Source organism: Candidatus Polarisedimenticolaceae bacterium, assembly GCA_036376135.1.
Classification (GTDB): Bacteria; Acidobacteriota; Polarisedimenticolia; order Polarisedimenticolales; family DASRJG01; genus DASVAW01.
This window is the reverse complement of record DASVAW010000147.1, coordinates 1-6011: the sequence shown is the minus strand read 5'-3', so window position 1 is coordinate 6011 and position 6011 is coordinate 1. Positions and strand designations below refer to the sequence as shown.

Below are 6011 nucleotides of genomic sequence, written 5' to 3'. Positions count from 1 at the left end.
TCGCCGTCGCGCCCGAGAACGAGGTGCACTCGAGGAGCTGGTCGCCGCCGGCCGAGGCGACGGGGGGAGCGTTGGGGGGGGAAGAGAGGTTGAGCAACGCGAAGATCCCCATCGCGTCCGGCCGTTCCCACGGCATGTACTGGAGGAAACCCAACGACGACAGATCCGGACGGCCGTCGCCGTCGAGGTCGGCGAGCACGTGCTCGCCCGGTGCGGGGAACCTCCGCACCGGCCACGGCCCCGGCCCGCCGTCGAAGGACACGACCGCGGTCATTCCGAACGAGCCGAAGACGATTTCGTCGCGGCCGTCGGAGTCGGTGTCCGCCGAGGAGATGCGATAACCCACCGCCCCGGTCGACAACCTGCCGCCCACTTCGAATCCTCCATGACCGTCGGCGACGAGGACCTCGAGGTCGACGGACCCGCCGAAGCTCCTCGCGGAGAAGCGGGCGAGATCGTCGTCGCCGTCCCCGTCGAAGTCCCCCGAGGCGACTCCCAACGAGAAGTACGCCGTGTCGCGAATCGACTCGGGCGGCGCGTAGGTCCCGTCGTCGCGCCGGAGCATCAGCACGATTCCCAGGAACGCGGAGCTGCCCGCGAGATCGCGGTCCCCGTCCCCGTCGAAGTCCCCGGCGACGACATTGCCGTCGATCGGTGCAGGAGGCGGATACGCCACGATCGGGCCGTCGAACGTCCCGTCGCCGCGCCCCCGCCACACGTTGAGCCCGCCATAGAGACTGGTCTCCACGACATCGAGGCGTCCGTCCTCGTCGGCGTCGAGAGGAACCGGCGTGCCGTACCACCCCTGCGGAACGACGAACGCCTCGACCGGCGACCGGAACGTCGCGTCGCCGTTGCCCTTCTCGAACAGGATTCGAGGGGAGCCGTCCGTCGCGGGACGGAGGAGGTCCACCCGACCGTCGCCGTCGAAATCGCCGACGGTTCCACGGAACCCCTCCGTGGGCAGCGGCTCGGGTGGACCGGCGGGTCCCCCGCCCCCGTCGTTACGGAGGAAGAACGGAGCATTCTCGAACGCGATCCAGTCGCGGTCGCCGTCCTCGTCGATGTCCTCGACGAAGAAGTGGCCGCGCTCCGGGAAACCCGCGAACGGCGCCACCATCCCGACGGGAACCGCGCTCCGACCGGCGGGAGCGGCCGGGTGCACGACCACGCCGTGGTTCACTCCGGATGCATTGAGCACCTGGCCGAGGAGGATCGGCGCTTCCGGCCAGCCCGGGACGTCCATGAACCCGTAGGACCCCTCGGGCAGCGCGTACGACCGCCACGTCGTGAATTCGCCTCGACCGTCGTTGGCAAGGAACGCGACCTCGTCCGCGTCCCCCTGGCATCCCAGATCCACGTCGCCGTCGAGGTCCCAGTCTCCCGTGATCGGAAGGCACCCGGCCCCCTGCGGCCCGGCGAGATCCTCCGGCTCGTCGAATGACGCGCCGGCCATCCCTCGAGCCACCATCAGCCGGGACGGCGGCACGGAGGTGACCTCCAGGAGGAGGTCGCGCCGGCCGTCTCCGTTCAGATCCACGAGCGCACGGAGCTGCGAGTCGCCCGTCATCGGCGTGGACGTTGGAGGGCCGACCTCGCGCCCGGCGGCGAACTCGTAGACATCGACCGCCCCGAATCGCCTCACCACGATCGAAGCTCGTCCCCCGCCCGTCAGGTCGGCGACGAGATACCCCGAATTCGTCTCGACCCCGGACAACGTGACGATCTCGGAGAACCCGGAGTCTCCCCCGAACGCGATGTGGATGGCGTCCACCGCCTCACCGGCGAACACGAGGTCGACTCGGCCGTCGGCGTCGACGTCCCCGGAGCGTCCGAGGGTCCAGTAGTACGCAGGCTCCGGAAACGCCAGCAGGCGCCCGTCTTCGAAGGTGCCGTCCCCACGTCCCGAACGCAGCTCGAGCGCCCCGTCGCCGAGAAACGCCAGGTCTCCACGTCCGTTCCCGTCGAAGTCCCCGGCGCCGATCAGCCAACGCCGTCCACGATGCGTCTGTCCCCACGACTCGACGGCGCGATCGGCCTTCGTGCGCAGGATGGGGACCGCCTGGGCGCTCACGGCGAACGCGAGGTCGGGGGCCGAGTCCCCGTCGAAGTCGGCGACGTAGGGAGAGGATTCCGTCGAGATGGGGAAGTACTCCCCCTGAAACAGCGAACCCGCCGCGCGTGCGGGGAGGATCGGCGCGAGGGCGAGTCCCGCCGCGAAGACGATTCCGAGACGCATGGAGACCTCCGGGAGCGATGTCCGGAATTCTACGGCGACGCCCCCTCGCGCGACCGTGACAAAGGGCAGCTATCATCCCGCCGTGGCCCTTTTCGACGCCGCCCGTCGCGCGGCCTTCATGTCCGACCTGCTGCGGCTTCTCTTCGGCAAGCCGGTCGATCTCCTGCCGTTCGAGGAGGTCCGGGACAAGCTGCGCCTGCGCCACGTCGTGGACCGCGGGATCCGCGAGGTCCCGGTCGAGAAGATCGTCGGGACGCTCGGCCGGGAACGGGAGTTCAACCGCGCCTTCCTCCCCCGCGACGAGTCGCTGCGCGAGCGCTGGAAGGGGGTCGAGCAACTCGCCGAGGGACCGGTCGGATTCCCCTCGGTCGAGCTCTACCAGGTCGGCGAGGCCTATTTCGTCGTGGACGGGCACCATCGGGTCTCGGTCGCCAAGCAGCTCGAGCAGGCGACGATCGAAGCGCGCGTGAAGGAGTTCCTCACCCCCGTGCCGTTCGGCGCGGACGACTCGATCGAGGACATCGTCCTCAAGAGCGGGCTCGCCGACTTCCTCGAGGCCACGGGCCTCAGGCCCGAGGAGCCCGAGGAGTTCGAGTCCACCGCCGCCAACGGCTACGAGCGGCTCCTCGAGCACATCTCGGTGCACCGCTGGTACAAGGGGATCGAGTGGGGCCGTCCGGTCTCGTGGGACGAAGCCGTCGCGTCGTGGCGCGACACCGTCTACCGGCCGATGATCCGCCACATCCGCGACAGCGGCATCCTCGCCGACTTCCCGGGCTTCTCCGCGACCGACCTCTACCTCTTCACGATGGGGCACCTGCACGCGCTCCGGCAGCAGTACAGCGCGGCGGTCGTCACCCCCGAGAAGGCCGTGAGGCATCTCAAGCTAAGCCTGCGGGCGTCGCGGAAACGGAAGAAGACCTAGCGCAGCCGCCCCGTGAGTTCGCTGAGGCGACGGAGCCGGCTCGCCCGGTCGTCGCGGAAGAGGTCGGACGTCGCGCGCCACTGCCAGTTGCCGGACATCTTCCCGGGGACGTTCATCCGGGCCTCGGCTCCCAGGTCGAACGCGTCCTGCGCGGGAATCACCACGAGCGACGCGACCGACGCGTAGACCACGCGGACGAACGCCTCGACGATCGAGCGTTCGTCGCCGCCGGTGTAGTCCAGGGCACGGGCACGGTGCTCGGGGTCGGCGGCTTCGAACCATCCGCGCATGGTGTTGTTGTCGTGTGTTCCCGTGTAGGCGACCGTCGCCGGCGTCCAGTGGTGCGGGAGGTGGATCCCGTCGATCGCGTCGAAGCCGAACTGGAGGACCCTCATCCCCGGAAAGCCGAAGGCGTCCCGCAGCGCGTGCACGTCCGGCGTGATCAGGCCGAGGTCCTCCGCGACGATCGGGAAGTCCCCGAGCGCACCGCGGATCGCGGAGAACAGGGCGTGCCCCGGCGCCGGAACCCAGTACCCCGGGATCGCCGTGTCCGACCCCGCCGGGACCTCCCAGAACGCCGCGAAGCCGCGGAAGTGGTCGATGCGGACGAGATCGGCGAGACGCGCGTTCTGGCGCATCCGGTGGATCCACCACGAGAACCCGTCCCGCTCCATGAGATCCCAGCGGTAGATCGGATTCCCCCACAACTGTCCCGTGGCGCTGAAGTAGTCGGGAGGAACCCCGGAGACGACGGTGGGCCTCCCCTCCTCGTCGAGCCTGAAGAGGTCCTGGCGCGCCCAGACGTCCACGCTGTCCAGGGCGAGGTAGATCGGCAGGTCGCCCATCACCCGGATCCCGCGCCGGTTCGCCTCGCCGCGGATGTGATCCCACTGCCGGAAGAAGAGGAACTGCAGCCAGCGCTGGACGTCGATGTCGCCCGACAGGCGCCGCCGGGCCGCGTCGACCGCGGCGGGATCGTGGCGGCGGATCGGAGCGTCCCACTCGAGCCAGGCCCGGTCGCCGTTCTCGCGCTTGAGCGCGGCGAACAGGCACCAGTCGTCCAGCCAGTGGTCCTGGGCCTCGGCCCCGACGAACGCATCGAACTCGCCGCGCAGGTGGGGGGCGGCGCCGCGCCGGAACGCTTCCCACGACGCGTGCAGGAGCGGGTCCTTCCTCGCGGCCGCCGCGTGGTGGAGGGCGGCCCCCTCGGGTCCGCGCGACGCGTCCACCGAGGCGGCGTCGAGCAACCCGTCCTCGACCAGGCGCTCGAGGGAGATCAGCCGCGGATTCCCCGCGAAGGCGGACAGGCACGCGTACGGCGCGTCGCCGAGGCCGGTGGGGCCGAGCGGCAGCGTCTGCCACACGCGGAAACCCGCCGAGGCGGCCCAGTCGAGCATCCGGTCGGCCGCCGGCCCCAGGTCGCCGATGCCGAACGGTCCCGGCAGGGAGGTCGGGTGCAGGAGGAAACCTGCGGAGCGGGAAGCCATCGGAACCTCGATCGCTAGCCGGGAGGCCAGGAGAAATCGCGCCCGCCGAGCAGGTGGACGTGGAGGTGGAAGACGCTTTGACCCGCGTGTTCGCCGACGTTGGTCACCACGCGGTACCCGCTGCCCTCGAGCCCCTCGGCCCGGGCGACGTCGCGGACGCGCAGGAGGAGCGTTCCGAGAAGGCCCGCGTCGGCGTCGTGCGCCTCGGCCAGCGACGCGAAGTGCCGGGTCGGGACGAACAGGATGTGCGTCGGCGCCTTCGGGGCGATGTCGCGGAACGCGACGACGTCGTCGTCGCGGTGGACGATCGCCGCGGGGATCTCGCCGGCCACGATGCGGCAGAACAGGCAGCTCATCGCACCCTCTCCACGTCCGCGCCGAGGGCGCGCAGCTTGGCCTCCATCGGCTCGTACCCGCGATCGAGGTGGTAGACCCGGTCGACGACGGTGATCCCCTCGGAGGCGAGCCCCGCGATCACGAGCGAGGCCGACGCCCGCAGATCCGTCGCCATGACCTGCGCGCCGGTGAGCCGGCTGGGGCCCACGACGACCGCCGTGCGTCCGACGATCCGGATGTCGGCTCCCATGCGCTGCAGCTCGCCGACGTGCATGAATCGCCGCTCGAAGATCGTCTCGGCGATCACCGAGGGTCCCCTCGCCTGCGTCGCGAGCGCCATGTACTGCGCCTGCATGTCGGTGGGGAACCCCGGGTAGGGCTGCGTGTTCAGATCGCGCCCGACGAGATCCCCCGACGGGTCGACGTGGATCGAGGTCCCCTCGATGCGCAGCTTCACGCCCACCTCCCGGAGCTGCTCGAGGACGGCGCCGAGGTGGTCGGGGCGACAGGCGGCGACCTCGACGCCGTCCCCCACCGCCGCGGCCGCGGCGAGGTAGGTACCCGTCTCGATGCGATCGGGGATCACGCGGTGCGCGGCCCCCGTCAGGGCGTCCACCCCTTCGATCACGATGTCGTCCGTTCCCGCGCCGTGGATCTTCGCCCCCATCGCGACGAGCAGCTCAGCGAGGTCCACGATCTCCGGCTCGCGCGCGCAGTTCCGCAGATGGGTGGTGCCGGAGGCGAGCGCCGCCGCCATCATCAGGTTCTCGGTCCCCGTGACGGTCTTGATGGGGAACGGGATCGTCGCGCCGCGCAGGCGCGCCGCCTTCGCCTCGACGTAGCCGTGCTCGAGGGTGATCTCGGCCCCCATCTTCGCCAGGCCGTCGAGGTGGAGGTTGATCGGCCGCTCGCCGATCGCGCACCCTCCGGGAAGGGAGACTCGCGCGCGCCCGTGACGCGCGACGAGCGGCCCCAGCACGAGCACCGACGCCCGCATCGTCTTCACGAGGTCGTACGGCGCCTC

General features: G+C 70.7%; 5 protein-coding genes. 1 reads left to right on the top strand and 4 read right to left on the bottom strand.

From position 1 onward, the window contains the following. Positions 1-2239, bottom strand: a 2239-nt coding sequence (locus VF139_15395; GenBank protein ID HEX6852781.1) for a VCBS repeat-containing protein, incomplete at its 3' end; no start/stop codon positions are given. Between the two features lie 82 nt (positions 2240-2321). Here VF139_15395 and VF139_15390 point away from each other — a divergent pair. Next, positions 2322-3164: a hypothetical protein gene (locus VF139_15390; GenBank protein HEX6852780.1), complete on the top strand. Its 843-nt coding sequence runs from the start codon at positions 2322-2324 to the stop codon at positions 3162-3164. On the opposite strand, the gene malQ is transcribed toward VF139_15390, so the two are convergent. From malQ to murA, 3 genes are all read right to left on the bottom strand, one after another. After that, positions 3161-4651, bottom strand: coding sequence for a 4-alpha-glucanotransferase (gene malQ / locus VF139_15385; GenBank protein ID HEX6852779.1), 1491 nt, complete (start codon positions 4649-4651; stop codon positions 3161-3163). The two genes, VF139_15390 and malQ, sit on opposite strands and share 4 nt — an antisense overlap. 14 nt (positions 4652-4665) lie before the next feature. After that, positions 4666-5007: a histidine triad nucleotide-binding protein gene (locus VF139_15380; protein HEX6852778.1), complete on the bottom strand. Its 342-nt coding sequence runs from the start codon at positions 5005-5007 to the stop codon at positions 4666-4668. After that, positions 5004-6011: UDP-N-acetylglucosamine 1-carboxyvinyltransferase (murA, locus tag VF139_15375; GenBank protein HEX6852777.1), on the bottom strand; the 1008-nt coding region annotated here is incomplete at its 5' end. The genes VF139_15380 and murA, both read right to left, overlap by 4 nt.